General features: G+C 38.9%; 19 protein-coding genes and 1 riboswitch. All 19 genes read left to right on the top strand.

What is annotated here, in order from left to right:
* Positions 1-41: 41 nt before the first annotated feature.
* The 19 genes from NC799_RS08165 (at position 42) to arfA (ending at position 21,118) form a co-directional block, all read left to right on the top strand.
* Positions 42-698 carry an amino acid ABC transporter permease gene (locus NC799_RS08165; protein ID WP_272446084.1) on the top strand — a complete coding sequence of 219 codons (657 nt, stop codon included), beginning with the start codon at positions 42-44 and terminating at the stop codon, positions 696-698.
* Positions 695-1,417 carry an amino acid ABC transporter ATP-binding protein gene (locus tag NC799_RS08160; RefSeq protein ID WP_272445926.1) on the top strand — a complete coding sequence of 241 codons (723 nt, stop codon included), beginning with the start codon at positions 695-697 and terminating at the stop codon, positions 1,415-1,417. Before NC799_RS08165 ends, NC799_RS08160 begins: the two co-directional genes overlap by 4 nt.
* A gap of 598 nt (positions 1,418-2,015) precedes the next feature.
* Positions 2,016-2,402 carry an OsmC family protein gene (locus NC799_RS08155; RefSeq protein WP_272446083.1) on the top strand — a complete coding sequence of 129 codons (387 nt, stop codon included), beginning with the start codon at positions 2,016-2,018 and terminating at the stop codon, positions 2,400-2,402.
* A gap of 257 nt (positions 2,403-2,659) precedes the next feature.
* Positions 2,660-3,595: a fumarylacetoacetate hydrolase family protein gene (locus NC799_RS08150; protein WP_272445925.1), complete on the top strand. Its 936-nt coding sequence runs from the start codon at positions 2,660-2,662 to the stop codon at positions 3,593-3,595.
* A 331-nt stretch (positions 3,596-3,926) separates the two neighbouring features.
* Entirely contained in the window at positions 3,927-4,964 is a 1,038-nt protein-coding gene (gene argC / locus NC799_RS08145) for an N-acetyl-gamma-glutamyl-phosphate reductase (protein WP_272445924.1), read from the top strand.
* Positions 4,965-4,977: 13 nt separating this feature from the next.
* The gene (gene argJ, locus NC799_RS08140) at positions 4,978-6,213 is read left to right on the top strand and encodes a bifunctional ornithine acetyltransferase/N-acetylglutamate synthase (protein ID WP_272445923.1); all 1,236 of its coding nucleotides are present in this window, start codon (positions 4,978-4,980) and stop codon (positions 6,211-6,213) included.
* Positions 6,214-6,230: 17 nt separating this feature from the next.
* The gene (gene argB, locus NC799_RS08135) at positions 6,231-7,031 is read left to right on the top strand and encodes an acetylglutamate kinase (protein WP_272445922.1); all 801 of its coding nucleotides are present in this window, start codon (positions 6,231-6,233) and stop codon (positions 7,029-7,031) included.
* Entirely contained in the window at positions 7,024-8,199 is a 1,176-nt protein-coding gene (locus NC799_RS08130; protein WP_272445921.1) for an acetylornithine transaminase, read from the top strand. The genes argB and NC799_RS08130 overlap by 8 nt, the downstream gene beginning before the upstream one ends.
* 210 nt (positions 8,200-8,409) lie before the next feature.
* The gene (gene purU / locus NC799_RS08125; RefSeq protein ID WP_272445920.1) at positions 8,410-9,309 is read left to right on the top strand and encodes a formyltetrahydrofolate deformylase; all 900 of its coding nucleotides are present in this window, start codon (positions 8,410-8,412) and stop codon (positions 9,307-9,309) included.
* 117 nt (positions 9,310-9,426) lie between these two features.
* Positions 9,427-9,473: riboswitch (PreQ1 riboswitch) on the top strand.
* Between the two features lie 66 nt (positions 9,474-9,539).
* A complete protein-coding gene (queF, locus tag NC799_RS08120; RefSeq protein WP_272445919.1) occupies positions 9,540-10,037 on the top strand; it encodes a preQ(1) synthase in 498 nt (165 codons plus the stop codon).
* Between the two features lie 58 nt (positions 10,038-10,095).
* Positions 10,096-10,725 (top strand): queuosine precursor transporter, encoded by a 630-nt coding sequence (locus tag NC799_RS08115; RefSeq protein ID WP_272445918.1) that lies wholly within the window; start codon positions 10,096-10,098, stop codon positions 10,723-10,725.
* A 331-nt stretch (positions 10,726-11,056) separates the two neighbouring features.
* A complete protein-coding gene (locus tag NC799_RS08110; protein WP_272445917.1) occupies positions 11,057-11,758 on the top strand; it encodes a response regulator transcription factor in 702 nt (233 codons plus the stop codon).
* 86 nt (positions 11,759-11,844) lie between these two features.
* Entirely contained in the window at positions 11,845-12,600 is a 756-nt protein-coding gene (locus NC799_RS08105) for a C40 family peptidase (protein ID WP_272445916.1), read from the top strand.
* A 136-nt stretch (positions 12,601-12,736) separates the two neighbouring features.
* Positions 12,737-13,729 carry an NADPH:quinone oxidoreductase family protein gene (locus NC799_RS08100; RefSeq protein ID WP_272446082.1) on the top strand — a complete coding sequence of 331 codons (993 nt, stop codon included), beginning with the start codon at positions 12,737-12,739 and terminating at the stop codon, positions 13,727-13,729.
* A 317-nt stretch (positions 13,730-14,046) separates the two neighbouring features.
* A complete protein-coding gene (gene araD, locus NC799_RS08095; RefSeq protein ID WP_272445915.1) occupies positions 14,047-14,736 on the top strand; it encodes an L-ribulose-5-phosphate 4-epimerase in 690 nt (229 codons plus the stop codon).
* A gap of 72 nt (positions 14,737-14,808) precedes the next feature.
* Positions 14,809-16,293 carry an L-arabinose isomerase gene (gene araA, locus NC799_RS08090; RefSeq protein WP_272445914.1) on the top strand — a complete coding sequence of 495 codons (1,485 nt, stop codon included), beginning with the start codon at positions 14,809-14,811 and terminating at the stop codon, positions 16,291-16,293.
* Positions 16,294-16,510: 217 nt separating this feature from the next.
* Positions 16,511-17,632, top strand: a complete 1,122-nt coding sequence (locus tag NC799_RS08085; protein ID WP_272445913.1) for a GntR family transcriptional regulator — start codon at positions 16,511-16,513, stop codon at positions 17,630-17,632.
* Between the two features lie 215 nt (positions 17,633-17,847).
* Entirely contained in the window at positions 17,848-18,993 is a 1,146-nt protein-coding gene (locus tag NC799_RS08080) for a GntR family transcriptional regulator (RefSeq protein ID WP_272445912.1), read from the top strand.
* A gap of 610 nt (positions 18,994-19,603) precedes the next feature.
* The gene (gene arfA, locus NC799_RS08075; RefSeq protein ID WP_272445911.1) at positions 19,604-21,118 is read left to right on the top strand and encodes an arabinosylfuranosidase ArfA; all 1,515 of its coding nucleotides are present in this window, start codon (positions 19,604-19,606) and stop codon (positions 21,116-21,118) included.
* The last annotated feature ends 69 nt before the right edge of the window (positions 21,119-21,187 follow it).

Here is a 21,187-nt window from a genome sequence, read left to right as displayed (position 1 = left end):
ATTTTCTTATGTTTATCCAAGAAAGGCTTGCAGATATCGGTATTGACTTTCGAATGAAAATAGTAATAGAATACTTTCCTTTCTTTATGCAGGGGATGTTAAAGACAATTGGAATGTCGCTTGCGGGTGTATTGATCGGGTGTATCCTAGGTTTATTTATTGCACTTGGAAAGATGTCGCCATTATTTATCCTACGTTTACCGTTTGTTTGGTATATTAATTTCTTTAGAGGAACACCACTGCTCGTTCAATTGTTTTTAATCCATTTTGCTGTTATGCCCTTGATTATGTCTCCGGTAAATCCTATTGCTTCTGTCATCGTGACATTGTCGCTAAATTCTGCAGCTTACGTTGCGGAAATATTTCGTGCCGGAATTCAATCGATTGACAAAGGTCAGGCTGAAGCTGCCCACTCCTTGGGGATGAATAAGTTACAGGTAATGTGGTATATCATCTTACCACAAGCATTTAAGCGAATGATTCCGCCGTTAGGAAATGAATTTATTGTTCTGTTAAAAGATTCATCACTAGGAGCTATTATTGCTGCGCCAGAACTATTATATTGGGGTAGAGCAGCAACGGGTCAATATTATCGTGTTTGGGAACCTTATTTAACTGTTGCACTTATTTATTTTATCTTAACGTTGAGCCTAACGTACTTACTAAATTACTTAGAAAGAAGGTTGGCGACAAAGTGATTTCCGTAAAAAATTTAAAGAAATCGTTTGGGGATGTTGAAGTCCTTAAAGATATTAGTGTAGAAATTGACCCTAAAGAAGTTGTTGTTGTGATTGGGCCATCTGGTTCTGGGAAATCTACTTTTTTACGTTGTTTAAACCGGATTGAATCAATTACTGATGGCCATGTGTTAATAGAAGGTGTCGATATCACGGATAAAAAGGTTAATATCAATGAAATTCGCACGGAAGTTGGCATGGTATTTCAACAATTTAATTTATTTCCACATAAAACGGTCTTGGATAATATAACCTTACCGATGATTACTGTGCGAAAATGGAAAAAGGCGGATGCCGAAGCAAAAGCACATGCTCTGTTAAAGAAGGTTGGATTATCGGAAAAGGCTAAAGTTTATCCTGACTCGTTATCGGGGGGACAGAAGCAACGGGTTGCAATTGCGCGCGCGCTTGGGATGGAGCCGAAGATCATGTTGTTTGATGAACCAACGTCAGCGTTAGATCCAGAGATGGTTGGAGAAGTACTTGAAGTTATGAAGCAACTGGCCAAAGAAGGAATGACAATGGTTGTTGTTACGCATGAAATGGGCTTTGCTCGAGAGGTTGGCGACCGTGTTGTCTTTATGGATGAGGGCTATATCGTTGAAGAGAATGAGCCTAATCAATTATTCAATAATCCACAAAATGAACGGACAAAGGCATTTTTAAGTAAGGTATTATAATTTTTCTCAAGGAGAGGGTTCCCTCTTCTTTTTTTTGCAGGATAAGAGAGTATAAAAAATCTAAGAGCTGTCTAGCGCAAGGCGCGACTTCTGCTTTTTTTATGAGATGCCTGGAGCTCAAACCTATTGGATAAGGAAAAATTACTTTAACCGCATCCGAATGCATGTTTAATTCGGACAGGAAAAGGCGAAACACAGTCACCAGAGTCCGAATGCAAGCCTAATTCGGACAGGAAAAGGCGGAAAACAGTCACCAGAGTCCGAATGCAAGCCTAATTCGGACAGGAAAAGGCGAAAAACAGTCACCAGAGTCCGAATCCATGCTTAATTCGGACAGGAAAAGGCGAAACACAGTCACCAGAGTCCGAATCCATGCTTAATTCGGACAAGAAAAGGCGGAAAACAGTCACCAGAGTCCGAATCCAAGCCTAATTCAGACTGGATTGCCCCGAGCGCAAATCAACATAGCAGTTGAGATTATATAAAAAACGCGCAGGTGGCAACTTTTAGATTTCATACGCGATCCAAAAAAGATGAGTAACTTCTGCTAGGAACGGGAAAAGTAAATGTAGTCATGTCTCAAGGAGGCGAATTTTTGATGATAACGTTAACTAGAGAACAGCAGGGTAACTTTCAACTATCAAATGAAGCAGGTTTTACCATTAATGGGGTAACATCACAGGATAGCGAAAATGGTTTAACGCCGTTTCAACTAATCTCTAGCTCGCTAAGCTTATGTATGGCTCTTTCACTTGATGCACTCATTAATAGAGATGAGTTAGACGTTGACAGGTACACTATTTCAGTCAAACCGCAAAAGGCTGAGGATAGCCCGTCCAGAATTGAAAAGTTTACAATTGAAGTAGACGTCATCGGCAGTGTTGATGACAAGGTGAAACAGAAATTAGTTAAATTGGCGAAACGAGCATGTACAGTAGGAAACACAATTGAGCGCGGTGCGACAGTTGATGTTTCGGTAAAATAAAGTTTTAAAAGAAAAGGACAAATTCCCCCGAGTTTTTAACGTACTGGAAATACTTTGCTCACCTAGGCGGACAGTTGGCCTCCCTTGCAAGTAAACTCTTACCTTAAGTCTTAGACTAACGGTCTGCCGCCCCTCCCTCATCCGATTTAGTACCAAACTTAAAACACAATAATCACCAAACTGTGTGAATTATCTGACCAAGTGAACAGATAGGTGGTACAATACAAGTATTACATAGGAGAGGGGATTGTTTTACATTGAAAATTGTTAGTTACAAAACGAAGGGGAATGAATTTAGCCCATATCGAATTGGATTTGTCCTAGATGATAAAGTGTTTGACTTGCAAGCTGTGTATAAGCAAATGCTGCTTGCAAAAGATGAAGAAGATAGCGCGCATGCCGCCTTAGGTTTATTACCGGATAATCCTAATGATTTTTTTGCGTTAGGAAAATTGTCGCTCAATCGTGCAGAAGAAGCCTATGCTTATGCGTTAGAAAATGAAAGCCTTACCAGCTTTAATCGTAGAGATATTGTGCTAGGACCGCCTGTTCCAAATCCGTCAAAAATCATTTGTATCGGGACAAACTACAAGGACCATGTGTTAGAAATGAAAAGTGAGATTCCCGATTTCCCTGTACTCTTTTCGAAGTTTAACAATGCATTAATTGGTCCAGAAGATGCAATTGAAAAATCACCAAAAACAAGTAAACTCGATTACGAAGTGGAGTTTGCGGTCGTTATTGGTAAAAAAGCTTCTGGTGTGAAGCGAGATGAGGCGCTTGACTATGTTGCTGGATATACGATTGGTAACGATATTTCCGCGCGTGACTTACAAAAAAGAACACCGCAATGGCTTCAAGGAAAGTCACTTGACCGGAGTACACCGATTGGGCCGTGGATTGTCACAACGAAGGAAATTCCCGACCCGTCTACTATTGATGTGAAAGCTTCTGTAAATGGTGAAGTACGACAAAACTCGAATACAAAGCACTTAATCTTTGATGTCCCATTCCTAATTGAGTTTATCTCAGAGCTAATTACTCTCGAACCAGGTGATATCATTTTAACAGGCACTCCTGGTGGGGTAGCGGCTGGAATGGAATCGCCGCAATTTCTTGAAGAAGGTGATGTTGTAACATTAGAGATTGCAGGAATTGGTACATTAGAAAATAAAGTCATTGCGAAAAAATAAGATGAAAAATACCAGGCTTGTAGAGAACGTTGTTTCTTTACAAGCTTTTTCTTTTACAATTTTAAACAAGGTTGCCGCGATATCTTGTTTCAAAGGCACGACTTGCGCTTTTCTTATGGATAATTATTCAATGTTATGCATTTATTATTCAGGATTAATGAACAGAAAATAGCAGTTTGTGACGTTAAGAATATCTTTGTCCAATAGATAGTGGCGCGTTTTGATCTCATCGATATTTTTTTATAAAATTTTGAAAATGATGTTGTATAAAAATACATAATCAAGTATAATAATAAATCAATCGATCCAGAACTTTAGGAGTGAATAGAACGTGAAAATAGCAGTTATCGGTGGCACTGGATATGGTGCGATTGAATTAATTAGATTTTTAAAAAATCATCCCAAAGTGGAGTTAACAAAAGTAATCTCGCATTCTCAAAATGGGACGAAGCTGTCAGCCGTGTACCCACATTTAACCGATGTTATCGAAATGACAATGGAAGCATTAGATGTAGAGGAACTTAGCAAAACAATTGATTTAGTGTTTTTTGCCACACCTTCTAACGTGAGTAAAGAATATATTCCATCGTTAATTGAAAAAGGTGTTAAATGTATAGATCTTTCAGGAGATTTTAGACTAAAGTCACCCGAAAGTTATGAGCGGTGGTATCAATCATCACCTGCCCCGCAAGCATATGTGGATAAAGCAGTGTACGGCTTAAGTGAGATTTACGGAGACCAAATAAAGCAAGCAAATTTAATTGCCAATCCTGGCTGTTACCCGACTGCGACACTATTAGGGTTAATACCTGCACTTAAACAGCAAGTGATTGATCCAAAGTCGATTTTAATTGATGCAAAGTCAGGGGTGTCAGGGGCAGGGAGAGGTCTATCTCTCAATGTCCATTATTCAGAGATGAATGAAAATCTTAAAGCCTATAAACTAGGACAACATAAACATATTCCAGAGATTGAGCAAATCTTAAGCAATGAATCAGGTGAAGATTTAACCATAACATTTATGACACACCTTGTACCAATGACAAGGGGAATTATGAGTACGATTTACGCAGATTTAACCGAATTCAAAAAGACAGACGAAATCATCGCTTTCTATCATTCTTTTTATCAAAATCATCCATTTGTACGGGTGAGGACGGACGGGAGTATCCCATCAACTCGAGAAGTATATGGAAGTAATTACTGTGACATTGGTATTTACGCAGACGAGAGAACGGGAAAGCTTACGGTTATTTCTGTAATTGATAATCTAGTAAAAGGCGCCTCGGGTCAGGCAATTCAAAATATGAATCTACTATACGGTTGGGACGTGCAAACAGGCATCGACCATTTACCTATTTATCCATAAGGAGAGTGCAACAATGGAATCGAATCAACTAGCATTACAAGAAAAAATATATCTATTACCAAATGGTAATATTACGACACCAAAAGGTTATACGGCAGGTGGTCTGCATTGTGGTATTCGCAAAAGTAAATTAGACCTAGGCTGGGTTTATTCAGAAGTTCCAGCTAGTGCAGCTGGTGTCTATACAACCAACTTATTTCAAGCGGCTCCGCTAAAAGTCACCCAAGAAAGTATTGCCAAAGAAAACAAATTACAAGCGATTGTTTGTAATTCGGGTATTGCAAATGCATGTACCGGTGAACAAGGGCTTAAGGACGCATACGAGATGAGACAAAACTTTGCCAATGTGTTAGGGATTGAGGAACATTATGCTGCTGTTGCATCAACAGGACTAATTGGCGAGTTGTTACCAATGGAAAAAATCAACCAAGGAATTGCAAGCATTAACGATGAAGAGAATGCAGGGCCGGCCCGGTTTGAAACAGCTATATTGACTACGGACACGAAGGAAAAGGGAATGGCTATCCAGTTTGAGATCGATGGAAAAACAGTATCGATTGGTGGAGCAGCAAAAGGATCTGGAATGATTCATCCAAATATGGCTACGATGCTTAGCTTTATTACAACCGACGCAGCAGTTGAGTCACAGTCTTTGCATACAGCTCTAAAAACAATCACGAATAAGTCATTTAACATGATAACGGTTGATGGTGATACAAGTACCAATGATATGGTATTAGTAATGGCTAATGGCCAAGCGGAAAATCAACCATTGAATGAGAGCCACCCAGAGTGGCAAGTGTTTATCGAAGGGTTAGGACTTGTATGTGAAATGCTTGCTAAAGAAATTGCCCGTGACGGGGAAGGTGCTAGTAAACTTGTTGAGGTACAAGTGAGTGGTGCTGTAACGGACGAGGCAGCAAGCGCGATTAGTAAGTCAATTATTTCTTCTAACTTGGTGAAAACTGCGGTTCACGGTGCAGATGCAAACTGGGGAAGAATTATTACAGCGATCGGCTATAGTGGCCAACAGTTAGACCCGACCAAGGTAAGTATCGGTCTTGGGACGATCCCAGTCGTTGAAAATGGGATGCCCGTTCCGTTTAGTGAAGAAGATGCAAAAGCATATTTACTCAAAGATACCATTGTGATTTATGCCACGCTCGGTGATGGCAATGGAAAGGCAACAGCGTGGGGCTGTGACTTATCCTATGATTATGTAAGAATTAATGCTTCCTATCGTACTTAAGTGGAGGGTGATTTGGGATGAATTATGTCGTAATTAAATGTGGTGGCAGTGTATTCGATGCACTACCAGAGTCGTTTTATCAAAATATTGTCAACATTCATGAGAGTGGTGAATGGAAGCCAATTATTGTTCACGGTGGTGGTCCATTAATTTCTTCTCTATTAGACAACATGGGTGTGGAAACGTCGTTCGTCAATGGCCTTCGTGTCACGACCAACGAAGTGCTTGATGTAGTAGAAATGGCGCTTAGTGGCTTAATGAATAAGCAAATTGTCCGTAATCTAACACAAGCTTCTGGTAAGGCATATGGTATTAGTGGTGTTGATGGTGGCTTGCTTCATGCCACACCAGCAAAAGTAAGTGAGTTAGGCTTTGTTGGAGAAGTTAAACAAGTAAAAACACCAATTATCGAAGAAATTGTTAACCAAGGCTACATCCCTGTCATTTCACCAGTAGGTATTGATGAAGAAGGACAACGGTTTAATATTAATGCAGATATGGCTGCCTCAGCAATTGCCCAAGCACTATCAGCAAAGCTTTGCTTTATCAGTGACATTCCTGGAATTTATACGGAGCAAAATGGGGAGAAGCTCATTTTTCACCACGTTGGCAAGGAAAAAATTGAGCAATTAATTGAAGATAAAGTAATTTACGGTGGAATGATTCCAAAGGTTGAATCTGCTTTAAAGGCGCTCGTCCAAGGAGTCCCTGAGGTATCCATTGTTAATGGCCTAGAAGTAAATGGGCTGATTCAGTTTATGAATGGCGAAACAATTGGAACGAGAATTTCGCTAGAGAAGGAGATGCCATATGTCTAATCAAACAACAAAAGTAGATCCTGTCATGTCAACCTATAGTCGGTTTCCGATTACCTTATCAAAAGGAAAAGGAAGCTATGTATGGGATGATCATGAAGTAAAATATTTAGACTATACCTCAGGGCTTGCGACATGTAACTTGGGACACGTTCCGGATGTCGTATATGAACAAGTAAAAAGCCAGTTAAACAACCTTTGGCATTGTTCAAACCTATATCACATCCCGGCCCAGGAAAAATTAGCCGAAAAGCTCGTAGAAAATAGCTGCGGGGACCAAGTTTTTTTCTGTAATAGCGGTGCAGAAGCAAATGAAGCGGCAATCAAATTAGCGCGGAAATATGCAGCAGACCATCACGGGGAGCATAAGAAAGAAATTATCACATTTACTAATTCGTTCCATGGTCGTACCCTTGCGACATTATCGGCAACGGGACAGGCGAAAATTCAACACGGATTTACCCCGTTACTTGAAGGCTTTCGCTATTTAGCCTACAACGACGTCGAGGCATTAAAACTTGTTCAGCCGACTACGTGTGCTGTCATGCTAGAGCTTGTCCAAGGTGAGGGTGGTGTTGTGCCTGCCGATAAAGAATGGTTGAACCAGCTAGTTAGTATTTGTCAGGCTAACGATATTTTGATAATCGTTGATGAAATTCAAACCGGAATGGGGCGAACGGGTGCTTTATTTGCCTACCAACAGTATGAGATTGAGCCAGATATCATAACCGTTGCCAAAGGATTAGGTTCAGGTGTTCCAATTGGTGCAATGCTTGCTAAAGAGTATGTGGCAAAATCGTTTAGTCCAGGTACCCACGGTAGTACCTTTGGTGGTAATCCAGTTGCTGCAACTGCTGGTTTAGCAACGCTAACCCATTTAGTTGAATCAACGGTCTTAGACAATGCAAAAGAGATGTCCTCCTACTTAATGGGAGGCTTAGCTAAGCTTGTAGAAAAATACGATGATATTGAGGCTGTTCGTGGCAAAGGATTGATGATCGGTATGGTTGTTAAGGGGAATGCCATCGATTATATCCACGCTGCAAGGGAAAAACAGATACTGATTGTTGTGGCAGGGCCGAATGTTGTTAGAATTTTACCACCACTAACAACGACGAAAGAGGAAGTTGACCATTTCTTAGTGATCATGGATCAAGTGTTTAGCGCTTAATAACATCTTTTTTCCGTATCAAACTTGATTCTGTACGTTAAATTGAGTACAGTAATAAAATAACGGCTAATTCTTTCTGTCTAGCTCGGGGCGACTTGCGCTTTTCTTAGCTGGGCTTGGGGACCATCCTTATGTTGAAGATAGGGGTGGTTATTCCACGTACAGGCGAGAAAGATGTACGGAAACTATTTGTGAATAAGAGGGATAAACATGAAAAGTTATATACAAGAAAAGATAGATGTCTATAAGCAGCAAAATGAAAATAAAGCTAGGCTATTAATAAAATGTCCAGACCGGCCAGGAATAGTGGCATCAGTCTCCCAATTTTTATTCGAACATGGAGCGAACATCATTGATTCGAGTCAGTATTCACAAGATCCCGAGGGTGGCGAGTTTTTTATCCGAATCGAATTCGAATGCCCTGATTTGAAGCAAAAGGCTGATGAGATTGAACAAGATTTTGAGGCGATTGCAAACGAGTTTTCGATGGATTGGAAACTAATGTATGTTTATAACATAAAGAAAATGGCTATCTTTGTTTCCAAAGAGCCGCATGCACTTTTAGAGCTGTTATGGGAATGGCAAAGTGGCGACTTAATGGCAGATATTGCAATGGTAGTAAGTAACCATGAAACGTCAAGAGAGATGGTTGAATCGTTAGGCATCGCGTTCCATTATATCCCGGCAAATAAAGATATTCGTAAAGAAGTCGAGCAGAAGCAAATTGAGTTGTTAAAAGCACATGATATTGATTTAATTGTACTTGCAAGGTACATGCAAATCCTTACGCCTCATTTCGTTGAAACATTTAAAAATAAAATTATTAATATCCACCATTCGTTTTTACCTGCTTTTGTTGGCGCAAATCCATACGAAAGAGCATATCGACGTGGAGTCAAATTGATTGGTGCAACTTCCCATTATGTCACCAATGACTTAGATGAAGGGCCAATTATTGAACAGGATATTAGCAGGGTTAACCATCGTGATAATGCGGAGGATATGCGAAAAATCGGTCAATCAATTGAACGAAGCGTGTTGGCGCGTGCGGTTAAATGGCACCTGCAAGATAGAATTATTGTCCACGAAAATAAAACGATTGTATTTTAAGCTAAACTGATTGAAGCGGAAACTTTGAGAAAAGAACCGTATGGAAAAAGGTTAGATTGACAATCGATGTAGCCGTCTATATAATTAGGCGAGTAAATGGATAGATTCCGTTTCCGAGCGGGAGAGGTTCTTAGCAATAACCCTCTATAAAAAACTAAGGACATATGACGTGATCAGCCATGTCCCTTAGGGGCGTGGCTTTTATTTTTATACAAGAAAGGAGTTTTACCATGGCAGGCAGAAAAGATGGAGACTTACAAAATATAACGTTATTAGGTAACCAAAACACGAAATATTCTTTTGACTATACACCAGAAGTGTTAGAAACGTTTGACAATCAACATCCAAACAGAGATTATTTTGTAAAATTCAATTGTCCGGAATTTACAACGCTGTGTCCTAAAACAGGTCAGCCCGATTTTGGGACGGTTTATATTAGATATATTCCGGATGAAAGAATGGTAGAAAGTAAATCTCTGAAGCTTTATTTGTTTAGTTTTCGTAACCATGGTGATTTCCATGAGGACAGCATGAATATCATTATGAATGACCTTATCGATTTGATGAATCCTCGCTATATTGAAGTGTGGGGGAAATTCACACCAAGAGGTGGTATTTCCATCGATCCATATTGTAATTATGGGAAACCAGGAACGAAATATGAACAAATGGCAGATCACCGTATGATGAATCACGATATGTATCCTGAAAAGATTGATAATCGCTAATTGAGGGTTTGCTGAAGTACCTCCCATTTGGACATTAAAATAAAGGGAGGGGTAACATATGTATATTTATCTTCATTCATTGTTTGTGGGCTTATTAATATTGTCCAATATATTAGGGGTAAAGCTTATTAGTGTTGGTAACTTTATTTTACCTGCAGCTGTAATTGCATATGTAGTTACTTATTTGATTACCGATGTGATTGGTGAGGTTTATGGAAAAGATGCTGCACGGAAAACAGTGCAGGCAGGATTCTTGACCCAAGTAATTGGTCTTGTATTTATTTACCTAGCAATTGAGCTACCGGCTGCACCAATATTTGCAAATCAAGAGGCATTTGCTACTATACTAGGTGGTAGTTTCCGAGTAATGCTCGCTAGTTTATTAGCCTATCTTGTTAGTCAAAACGTGGATGTCATCATCTTTCATCGACTAAAAGAAAAGCATGGGGAGAAAAAGCTTTGGCTACGAAACAACCTATCTACCATGCTTAGCCAGTTGTTAGATACTACTATTTTTATAGCTATCGCTTTCGCAGGTACGGTACCTACACCGGTTTTGATTAGTATGATTGTCACCCAATATGTTGTTAAATTTATGATTGCGATCATTGACACTCCAATTGCTTATCTACTAGTAAAGCTAGCGAAGAAAGAGAAGGTTAACGGGCAGCAATTAGGTCAAGCATAAACGGAGATGGAAGCGGGTATCTCGGATTTACTTTCATAAAAAGGCGTGTAAACGATGATCAGTTTACACGCCTTTTTTGTTACTATTTCTTAATAACTGAAAATTAAATAAATTGGGTTGATTTACCAGCTGTCTATGCTACTATGGAGGTAATATATGGTTTTTCTGAGCAGTCGCTCTGCGCTTTTCTATTTGTCTAGCTTCAGCGCCTAGCCCCTCGGGTCATAAGTCAATTCCTTTTGTGGCAAAGAGCGCCACGTCAGGTCTTGTCTTATGCCTGTCGGGGCTGAGCAGTCGCTCTGCGCTTTTCTTAAAAAGGAGGGGTATTAGGTTGTTATCACCTAAGGTTGTTATTTTGGACCAAGAGGAGGAAGAACGAGCATCGATTCGGTATCATTTGGAAATGGAAGGTTATCGAATAAAGTGCTTAAAAGGGGGGTGTGGTGCGGTTGGTCATGTGTTGGAAGAGAATCCTGACTTAATAATTACTGATGTACTCCTACCTGAAATAGATGGAATAGAGCTATGCAAACAACTAAGAAATTACACAGACATACCAATTATTATTGTTAGTGCGAAATCAGATACAGAAGATAAAGTAATCGGCTTAAATGCAGGAAGTGATGACTATATAGCTAAACCATTTAACCCGATTGAATTAGTAGCCCGGGTTAATGCTCACATAAGACGAAGTAACCTCATGAGGCAAAAACACCACCAACTATGTCAGCAAATTAAACATGGTGACCTCGTAATAGATCTTTCCTCGCAACTAGTTAACATCAATGACGAATTGGTCATTTTATCCGCACGAGAATTCAAGCTCTTAACACAGCTCGCCAGGTTCCCAGGAAGAATCTTTAGGATGGATGAATTATATGAACATGTTTGGGGAACAAAAACCTTTGTTGATACGGGTACAGTCATGGTTCATATAAGTAACCTTCGAAAGAAGCTGCACCAAAAGAATCCGACGTTTCCTTATATTGTTACCGTTAGAGGAGCTGGCTATAAATTTAATGAAAATGTGTAGATAATAGAATTTTATAGCATGTGCCGTTCCCCGTTATGTAACACTGTTTAATCTCGTTGCATACATTGGTGTTGGGCGGTGATATAATGTCGCAACATTTTAAAGTAACAAAGAATAGTGATTGGATAAAAATTAAGCGAATATCCAACTTTGCTTTTCATTCCTGTGCCGTTTACCTTGATCATCGGTTAGTGGCAACTTATTATGAGGGAGATAGCTTTCATTTACAAATAAACTATCCGGTTCATCACATCGTTGTGGTCGGTCACCTATTTCAGTATGGGCATGTTATACCGATTGCTGAACAGTTTTTCGTTCAAACCCACAGCAGGGCTCGCAATTTTAAATCGGGCGATATTTTAGTTGCGTCTGACAACGTCAACGAATCCTTAACCGGTTATATTGGCCACTCTGCCATTGTTGTCTCTGATGACCAGTTAATTGAATCGCCAGGAGGTGACCCGGCAATCAGAAAGGCTTCCATTCAACAGTTTTTAGAAAAACACCCAAGGCATGCACAATTTCGTCCAAAATCAGCGAAGTTAGGAAAAGCTGCTGCACAGTATGCTGAAGAATATTTACAGGAATATAAAGCTAGGGTTGAAAAGGGGGAGAAAAAACCTGTATTCTCCTATACCCTTTCACAGTCACTCGAGGATCCGTGGGAGTATATTTACTGTTCAAAACTGGTCTGGTTGTCTTATTATAAAGGGGCAGACTATAAGTTGGAAAATGATTATTTATGGTTCTCACCAGAAGATTTATATACAAATTTAAAGGATAATAAGGATTTTAAGAAAATTTATGAGCACGAAAATGTTGATTTTGTGGTAAACACGTGATGCGCCGCTTGGTGCACTACGTGTTTCTTAAGCGAACTTGGTTTCAGCAAGCTGAAACATCTTGGTTTCAGCAAGCTGAAACACCGGGTCTAAACTCAAAACCATGAAGATTAAATTGTTGGAAGGAATGTAGATGATGACAGATTTTAAAGCTTATCGATTGACGAAAGAACAGGATCAATTTTTTGCAAAGGTGGACAGGCTTTCCTTTGATGATTTGCCGAGCGCGGATGTGCTAATCAAGGTTCATTACTCTAGTGTCAATTTCAAGGATGGGTTAGCGAATAGCCCTGATGGTAAAATAGTTCAAACATATCCATTTGTTCCTGGTATTGATTTAGCGGGAGAAGTTGTCGAATCAAAAGACAAGCGGTTTAAGCCCGGCGACCAAGTTATTGCAACAAGCTATGAAATTGGTGTTAGCCATTTTGGTGGGTACAGCGAATATGCCAGTATTCCGGGAGACTGGATTGTTCCGCTACCAGACGGACTTTCGTTAAGAGAAGCAATGATTTACGGTACAGCAGGGCTTACGGCAGCATTGTCAATCGAGAGACTTGAGCAGATAGGGATTAGTAAAGACAAGGGAGAGGTTCTTGTTACAGGTGCAACTGGTGGCGTCGGTAGTATGGCGATAGCAATGTTACATAAGCGGGGCTATCATGTTGTAGCTAGTAGTGGCAAGAATGATGCGAAGGATTATTTGGTAGAGTTAGGCGCAAAACAAGTTATTTCTCGTTCAGATGTATACGATGAAAAAATTAAGCCGTTAGATAAACAATTATGGCAAGCTGCGGTTGACCCGGTCGGTGGTAACACCCTTGCTGCAACACTAAGTAAGATCAAATACCAAGGTGCGGTAGCCGTCAGTGGTCTGACTGGTGGAACAAGTGTGCCGACAACGGTATTCCCTTTTATTCTACGAGGCGTATCGCTAATTGGTATTGATTCTGTTTATTGCCCAATGGAAGTGAGAAAAATACTATGGCAAAGAATGGCCACTGATTTGAAACCTAATAATCTAGTAAAAGTTGCCCGGGAAATAACAATTGAACAACTACCAGGTGCTTTAAGTGCCATTATTAATGGAAAAGTCATTGGTAGAACAATCGTTAATTTAACAAGATAAATTCCAAAGAAAATAGATCGTCACATGCATCGTGTGGCGATTTGCAAAGTTGTTATTTATTGTTTCTATAATTGGCTAATAGTTGTACGGAAAATGTAATGTAACAAAACTAACTCGGTTGTTTGTGGAGTGGGATAACACATTGTAAGAAGTACGAATTCGATATAAGTACAGGGTTTAAACTAATTTTTTCAAAAAAATGGTACTTACTTATTGATTGTACGTACGAATTGTATTAATATAAAATTAACCAGAAAAAATATACGTACAAGAAATGGTGCGATATATATGTAAAAGGAAAGGTGCTGAATGCTTTCATGTTAGAAAAGTTAAAACAGCAAGTATTAGAGGCTAATTTAGCCCTCCCTAAGCACGGATTAGTCACCTTCACTTGGGGAAATGTAAGCGGTTTCGATAAAGAGTCAGGATTGGTAGTCATTAAGCCTAGTGGTGTACCTTATGATCAATTAAAAGTAGAGGATTTAGTCGTATTAGATTTAGATGGAAACATTGTGGAGGGGAAGTTAAAGCCATCTTCTGATACACCAACACACCTAGTTCTATATAAAAAATTCACAGGAATAGGTGGAATTGTTCATACACATTCACCTTGGGCGACAAGTTGGGCGCAGGCTGGTAAACCTATCCCTGCCTTAGGAACAACCCAAGCTGATTATTTTTATGGAACTGTGCCTTGCACAAGGAAAATGACTGCGGAAGAAATTCAAGGACAATACGAGTTAGAAACAGGCAATGTCATTGTTGAAACATTTAATAATGTTAATCCATTAGAAATTCCGAGTGTGCTTGTTCATAGTCATGCACCGTTTAACTGGGGCAAAGATGCTAATGAAGCTGTGCATAACGCTGTTGTATTAGAAGAATGTGCAAAAATGGCCCTGCATACGTATCAACTAAATCCAGATGTACCACCGATGGACCAAGAATTGCTCGATAAGCATTATCTAAGAAAACATGGTGCCAATGCCTACTACGGTCAAAAATAATGTGATCCATAAATAAAATGCAATCAGAAATAATAAGCAAGCAATATTTATTAGGACTTAGGGGGAAATAGAATGCTAACAGTTAAGCCTTACGAATTTTGGTTTGTAACAGGAAGTCAAAACTTATATGGGGAAGAGCCATTACGGCAAGTTGCCGATAATTCAAAAAAGGTTGTAGAAGGAATTAATGCAGAAGGAGATCTTCCATTTAAAGTTGTTTTTAAATCAGTTGTAAAAACAGCAGACGAAATACACAAACTAGCACTTGAAGTTAATAGCAATGAAAATTGTGCGGGTTTAATTACATGGATGCACACGTTCTCACCAGCGAAAATGTGGATTGCTGGGTTAAAGACATTACAAAAGCCTTTGCTCCATTTGCATACGCAATTTAATCGTGATATCCCTTGGGGCGAGATCGATATGGATTTCATGAATTTAAATCAAGCGGCCCATGGTGACCGGGAATATGGCTTCATTGGAACGCGTATGAACATTCCGCGCAAAGTAGTTGTTGGCCACTGGCAAAACGGTGATGTTCAAACAAAAGTAGGTAACTGGATGAAGACAGCTGTAGCATTTACAGAAGGTCCGAACATCCGTGTGGCGCGGTTTGGTGATAACATGCGTAATGTTGCTGTTACTGATGGAGACAAAGTAGAAGCGCAAATCAAATTTGGTTGGACAGTAGATTACTACGGTATCGGTGACTTAGTTGAAGAAATGAATAAGGTTACAGATGAACAACTAGAACAACTATTTAAAGAGTATAGTGAGTTATATGAACTACCAGCTGAAGCGAGTCAACCTGGTCCGACTAGAGATGCGATTTTAGAACAAGGTAAAATTGAGCTAGGACTTAAGGCGTTTTTATCTGCAAGAAATTATAACGCATTTACAACAAACTTTGAAGATCTACATGGTATGAAGCAATTGCCTGGTCTAGCTGCACAACGTTTAATGACAGAAGGATATGGTTTTGCCGGTGAGGGTGACTGGCGTACTGCTGCATTACTTCGAGTTATGAAAGTAATCGCTGGAAATGAAGGTACATCTTTCATGGAAGATTACACGTACCATTTAGAACAAGGAAATGAAATGGTGTTGGGGTCACACATGTTAGAAATCTGTCCGACTGTGTCAGCAACAAAGCCAAAGATTGTTGTTAATCCTTTAGGAATTGGTGGAAAAGAAGACCCTGCCCGACTAGTATTTGATGGTAGAGGCGGCGATGCACTAAACGCATCCTTAGTTGAAATGGGTGGAAGATTCCGTCTTGTAATCAACGAAGTAAAGGCCGAGCAACCAACAATTGAAACACCAAATCTTCCAGTTGCTAAAGTGTTATGGAAGCCTGAGCCTTCATTAAGTGAGGCAACAGAAGCGTGGATCTATGCTGGTGGAGCACACCATACAGTGTTTACCTTTAATGTGACAACGGAACAATTATATGACTTTGCAGATATGGCGCAAATCGAGTGTGTAGTGATAGATAAGGACTTAAACGTTAGACAATTCCGAAATGAATTAAGGTGGAACGAACGTATTTGGAGCTAATTTCAGAGCATTTATCTACTTATGCTGCAGAGATTTACCGGTTGGTGAATCTCTGCGGTTTTTTGAAAGTATAAAAAAACAAGAGCTGTCTAGTGCAGGGCGATTTCCAAAGGGACTTAAATTTATTTTTCTGAATTAGCAGAAGTGAAACGATAATGATATAATGCATGTGGTAAAATATACGAATAAGTATCGGAATCGGAATTGAGGTGTAAGGATGCAGACCAAATACAATATCGTTAAGCAAGCAATTAAATCAAAAATATTAGATGGAACGTTTCAACCACATCAAAAGATTAGTTCTGAAAGTGAATTAATGAAACAATTTGATGTGAGCAGGCATACCGTTCGCCTCGCAATCGGTGACTTAGTAAATCAAGGTTGGTTGTATAGAGAGCAAGGTGCAGGAACATTTTGTGCTGATAGATCTAAAGATGAAATCGCGAACGGACCACTAAACCAAAAAAACATAGCAATTATAACCACATATATTTCTGACTATATTTTCCCATCGATTATTCGTGGCGCTGAATCCTATTTAAGTGAACAAGGTTACCAGGTAAGCCTGTTCAGTACAAATAATGATCACGAAAATGAAAAAAGATTTTTAGAAAAAATTCTGACACAGCACTTTGATGGCGTCATTATCGAACCAACGAAAAGTGCCCTAACTAATCCAAATATTAATTATTATTTAAATTTGGAAAGACAAGATATCCCGTATATTATGATCAATGCCTATTACGATGAACTTGAGCCGCTTAGCATCACGATCGATGATGAAAAGGGCGGATATACCCAAACAGAGCATCTGATAAAATTAGGTCATAAAAATATTGTTGGCTTTTTTAAAGTGGATGATATTCAAGGTACGAAGCGGATGAAAGGGTATTTTAAAGCTCACCGTGCAAATGGATTGCCAATCAATCCAAACAATATCGTCACTTATAATTCCTTGGAAAAAGGCACAAAACCAGTAGCGGAATTAAGTAATATCTTAACGCGCTCTGCCGCTGTTGACGCTCCTACCGGGCTTGTTTGTTACAATGATGAACTTGCGATTAAGTTATTGGATGTGTTAAGAGAACAACAACTACAGGTACCTGAAGACATTTCGGTTGTAGGGTTTGATGATTCTTTCCTAGCGAAGGTGTCGGAAGTGAAGTTAACGACTATTGAACATCCGCAAAGTGAAATGGGAAAAACTGCTGCAAAGGTTATCTTAGACTTAATTAAGGAAAAAAATACGAACAAAAAGAAAGCTAGTGAATCAATCAGCTCAGTCGTATATGAGCCAAAATTAATTATTAGAAACTCAACAAGAGAGATTAAGTCTTGATTTACAAAATGGTTATCCTATCACAAATTGGATAACCATTTTGTTTAGTTAGGCTGTTGAAATGGACAAATACATAGTCGGTATTGTGTTACCAATATCGATAACTTATAATAGTTAGTACGTACCAGTTGGCGAAAAGTGAAAGCGTTATCGGAAATAAGTGGGCATTAACATAAAGGATTGATTGATGGATTGGGAGAGGTGAGGTGGCTACTATGACGACAAAATATAAAGCTATTAAGCAAGCAATCAAATCAAAAATTTTAGACGGGACGTATGCTCCCAATCAAAAACTACATTCAGAAAGTGAAATGATTAAAGAATTTGGTGTAAGCCGGCATACCGTTCGGTTAGCGATCGGCGAACTTGCAAATGAAGGCTGGTTATATAAAATACAAGGGTCAGGAACCTTCTGTGCAGACAGGTCCAAGGTGATGAAGTTAAATCCTTCGCAGAAAAATATCGCTATCGTTACCACGTTTATTTCAGATTATATTTTTCCTACGATCATTAGAGGGGCAGAAAGCTTTCTTAGTCAAGAAAGTTACAATGTTAGTATTTTTAATACAAAAAATGACTATGACCAAGAAAAAAGGGTGCTAGAGACCATTTTAATGGGAAATTATGATGGTGTTATTGTCGAGCCAACGAGGAGTGCATCAGCCAGCCCTAATCTTCATCTATACTTAACTTTGGAGAAGGAAAATATCCCTTTTATAATGATTAACGCCTACTATGAGGAGTTAGAACCTCCGGCTGTTGTTGTTAATGATGAGCAAGGTGGTTACATTCAAACGGAGCATTTAATCAAGCTAGGTCACAGAGACATGATTGGGATTTATAAAACCGATGATATGCAAGGGTTAAAACGGTTAAAGGGATATATAAAAGCTCACCGTGCGTATGGAATCCCACTTAACCCGCAAAATATTATTCTATTTAAAACATGTAACCAAGAGGAAAAACCTAAAGAGCAGCTTGAAGCATTATTATCAAATAGCCAACAACTTCCAACTGGACTAGTTTGTTATAATGACGAACTGGTTTTACAATTACTAGATATTGTAAGAGAAAAAGGGATACAGGTACCTAGAGACCTGTCAATTGTTGGTTACGATGATTCCAACCTCGCAGAAGCTTCTGAAGTAAAATTGACATCGGTTTGCCATCCAAAAACGGAATTGGGTGTGGAGGCAGCCAAGCTTCTACTGAACATTATAAAAGATAAGAGTGGTAGTTTGAATAAGCAGCACCAGTCGATTGTGTTTGAACCAAAATTAATTGAAAGAACTTCGACAAGGCAAATTGGTGCGGCACAAGAGCGTGTTAATCATGATCTAATTGGGTCAGGTAAAGGGTGATTTGACAAGCCAACAAACTTATGAAAATAAAAGAGCATCAAATCGTTTACTGCTCCTCACGAATAATACCTACGCCTTCTGTTAGGTCACGTTTCAGAATGATTTTGTTTTTCATCTTGCTGTATTAGAGTGTTCTCAAAAATCGTGAGATACTTATTGGTACATGTTTGTCTGTCAATCTAATTTTAGTTACGTAGTTTATATAAGGGAAAAACTAATTTAAGAATTAATAAAGACTGTTACTTAATTAATTTTCAACATTAATCAACAACATGAAAATAAGTTGACATTTTAATAAATTCACTAAAACCTGTTGATAAATTGTAAATAGTTATATATAATCTTAGTAACACCACTTATACGTACGATTTTGCGGAAGGTCCTAATTATCTAATATATGTTCGTACAATGAGGAGTATTCAAACAAGGGTATCCCTAGATTTAGTTTTAAAGTTTTTCCTGTTTCGTTCTATTTGGAAGCGTATACAAAGACGGTGATAACATGGTATATTTTCGCTATAGAAATTTTCTGTATAAATTACATCAAATTCGTACATGTAAGCAGTGGAATAAGTTATCGTGTTTATATTAATTAAGGAGTGAATTACAAATGGCAGATCAATTACAAGCAAAAATGATACTAGATAAGAATTACGAGATTGCTAAAATTGACGAAAGAATCTATGGTTCTTTTATTGAGCATCTAGGTAGAGCTGTGTATGGAGGGATTTATGAACCAGGACATCCAGAGGCAGATGAACAAGGTTTTCGTAAGGATGTAATAGAACTAGTAAAAGAATTGCAAGTACCGATTGTAAGATACCCTGGCGGTAATATGGTTTCTGCTTATAACTGGGAAGACGGCGTAGGGCCAAAAGAAGACCGGCCTCGTCGTTTAGAGTTAGCGTGGCGTGTGATTGAAACGAATGAAGTTGGTACAAACGAATTTGTCGATTGGGCAAAAAAAGTTAACTCCGACGTCATGATGGCGGTTAATCTTGGTACAAGAGGTATTGATGCTGCTCGAAATTTAATCGAATATACGAACCATCCAAGTGGTACCTATTGGAGTGACTTAAGAAGGTCGCACGGTTACGAACAACCGCACAATATTAAAACGTGGTGTTTAGGCAATGAAATGGACGGGCCATGGCAAGTTGGTCACAAAACAGCTTATGAATATGGAAGAATTGCTCAAGAGACTGGTAAAGCAATGAAGCTGGTTGACCCTACGATTGAATTAGTTGCTTGTGGAAGTTCAAATACTGGAATGCCAACATTCCCGGAATATGAAGCGACAACTTTAGATATTGCTTACGAACAAGTTGATTATATTTCTCTACACCAATATTATGGAAATCGTAACAATGATGCCGCGAACTATTTAGCAAAGAATATGGACATGGATCACTTCATCAAAACAGTTCGTGCTACTTGTGATTATATTAAAGCGAAGCACCGCAGCAAAAAGACAATTAACCTTAGCTTTGACGAGTGGAATGTTTGGTATCACTCAAATGATGCTGATAAGAAAATTGAACCTTGGACAATAGCACCACCACAGCTTGAAGACCATTATAATTTTGAAGATGCGTTACTAGTAGGAAGTATGCTAATTACATTCTTGCAACACGCTGATCGTGTAAAAATGGCATGTCTTGCACAATTAGTTAATGTTATTGCACCAATTATGACGGAAAACAATGGACGTTCTTGGAAACAAACCATTTTCTATCCTTATATGCATGCATCAATCTTTGGTAGAGGTGTTTCATTAAAGCCAATTCTTTCTTCACCAAAGTATGACAGTAAAGATTTTACAGATGTACCTTACATCGACAGCGCTGCTGTTTATAATGAAGAAAAAGATGAAGTTACCATTTTCTTAGTAAATAAACACTTAGAAGATGCAATTACAGTTACTACAGATGTTCGTAGCTTTGAGGGATATAGCTTGGTTGAGCATATTATTCTCGAAAATGATGATTTAAAGGCAGTAAATACAGTTGACCATCAAGCTGTTGCACCACACACAAACAGTGAGTCAAAGTTGGGAGACGGTATCCTTGAAGCGAGGTTACCAAAAACGTCATGGAACGTTATTCGTCTAAAAAAATCTAACTAAAACAATAATATATCCACTTAATGAGCTGGCCTTACTTCTTCTCGTTAAGTGGAAGTATTTATAGCCGAG

This window comes from Aquibacillus salsiterrae (genome assembly GCF_028416595.1).
In the GTDB taxonomy this organism is placed as follows: domain Bacteria; phylum Bacillota; class Bacilli; order Bacillales; family Amphibacillaceae; genus Aquibacillus_A; species Aquibacillus_A salsiterrae.
The sequence above is the reverse complement of the archived record's forward strand: the minus strand, read 5'-3'. Positions and strand labels throughout refer to the sequence as shown.